General features: G+C 70.2%; 1 protein-coding gene and 1 pseudogene. Both read left to right on the top strand.

Annotated features, from left to right (window positions below; genetic code table 11):
• Nucleotides 1–1,482, top strand: a 1,482-nt coding sequence (gene rho, locus DW309_RS09155; protein ID WP_240753172.1) for a transcription termination factor Rho, incomplete at its 5' end; no start/stop codon positions are given.
• A gap of 8 nt (nucleotides 1,483–1,490) precedes the next feature.
• Nucleotides 1,491–1,653, top strand: a pseudogene (locus DW309_RS20020) (peptide chain release factor 1); the annotation flags it as partial.

Below are 1,653 nucleotides of genomic sequence, written 5' to 3'. Positions count from 1 at the left end.
GCCGAGCGCCCCAAGAACAACGGTCGCGGCAACCGCCGTGCCGAGGCGGCCGAGGGTGGCGACGACGCCGGCCAGGACGCGCCGTCGAAGGACTCCTCCTCCGATGCCGACGGCGGCGAGGAGCAGGGCAGCCGTGGGCGCAGCCGGAGCCGCAACCGCAACCGTGGCCGCGGTCAGGGCGGCGGCGGCCAGGAGCAGCAGCCCGCCGCGTCGGACGACGACCAGGCGAACGGCAACGGCCGCAACCGCCAGCGCAACAAGCGCCGCGGGGGCACGCCGGTCGACGAGTTCGAGACCGAGATCGGCGAGGACGACGTCCTGATCCCGATCGCGGGCATCCTCGACGTGCTCGACAACTACGCGTTCGTGCGCACCACCGGCTACCTCGCCGGCCCGAGCGACGTCTACGTCTCGCTCGGCCAGGTCAAGAAGTACAACCTGCGCAAGGGTGACGCCGTCGTCGGCTCCATCAAGCAGCCGCGCGAGGGCGAGCAGCAGGGGCGTCAGAAGTACAACGCGCTCGTGAAGGTCGACTCGATCAACGGCCTCTCGGTCGACGACGCCGCGACCCGCGTGGAGTTCGGAAAGCTCACGCCGCTCTACCCGCAGGAGCGCCTGCGCCTGGAGACCGCGCCCGAGAAGCTGACGCAGCGCATCATCGACCTCGTCGCGCCGATCGGCAAGGGCCAGCGCGGCCTGATCGTCGCGCCGCCCAAGGCCGGCAAGACGATCGTCCTGCAGCAGATCGCCAACGCGATCGCGCAGAACAACCCCGAGGTGCACCTGATGGTCGTGCTCGTCGACGAGCGCCCCGAAGAGGTCACCGACATGGAGCGCACCGTGAAGGGCGAGGTCATCGCCTCGACCTTCGACCGCCCCGCGGAAGACCACACCACGGTCGCCGAGCTCGCGATCGAGCGCGCCAAGCGCCTGGTCGAGCTGGGCCGCGACGTGGTCGTGCTGCTCGACTCCATCACGCGCCTCGGCCGTGCCTACAACCTGGCCGCCCCCGCGTCGGGTCGCGTGCTCACGGGTGGGGTCGACGCGTCGGCGCTGTACCCGCCGAAGCGCTTCTTCGGCGCCGCGCGCAACATCGAGAACGGCGGATCCCTCACGATCCTCGCCACCGCGCTCGTCGAGACCGGCTCCAAGATGGACGAGGTCATCTTCGAGGAGTTCAAGGGCACCGGCAACAGCGAGCTGCGGCTGTCGCGTGCTCTCGCCGACAAGCGCATCTTCCCGGCGGTCGACGTGAACGCGTCGAGCACCCGCCGCGAGGAGATGCTGCTCTCGGCCGACGAGGTCAAGATCACCTGGAAGCTGCGTCGCGCCCTCGCCGGCCTCGACCAGCAGCAGGCTCTTGAGGTCGTGCTCGGCAAGCTCAAGGAGACCCACTCCAACGTGGAGTTCCTGGTCCAGATGCAGAAGTCGATCCCGACGCTGCCCTCGGGCGCGCACGGGCACGACAACAACATCCGCTGAGACGCGACGTGTTCGAGTCCGTCCAGACTCTGATCGACGAGCATCGCCGGGTGCAGGAGGAGCTCTCCGACCCGGCGGTGCACGCCGACGCCGCCCGCGCCAAGCGCGTCAACCGCCGCTACGCCGAGCTGTCGCGCATCGTCGCGGCGCACGAGGCGTGGACGGCGGCGG

The sequence above is a fragment of the Microbacterium sp. K41 genome (assembly GCF_004794395.1).
Lineage (GTDB): Bacteria > Actinomycetota > Actinomycetes > Actinomycetales > Microbacteriaceae > Microbacterium > Microbacterium sufflavum.
The sequence above is the reverse complement of the archived record's forward strand: the minus strand, read 5'-3'. Positions and strand labels throughout refer to the sequence as shown.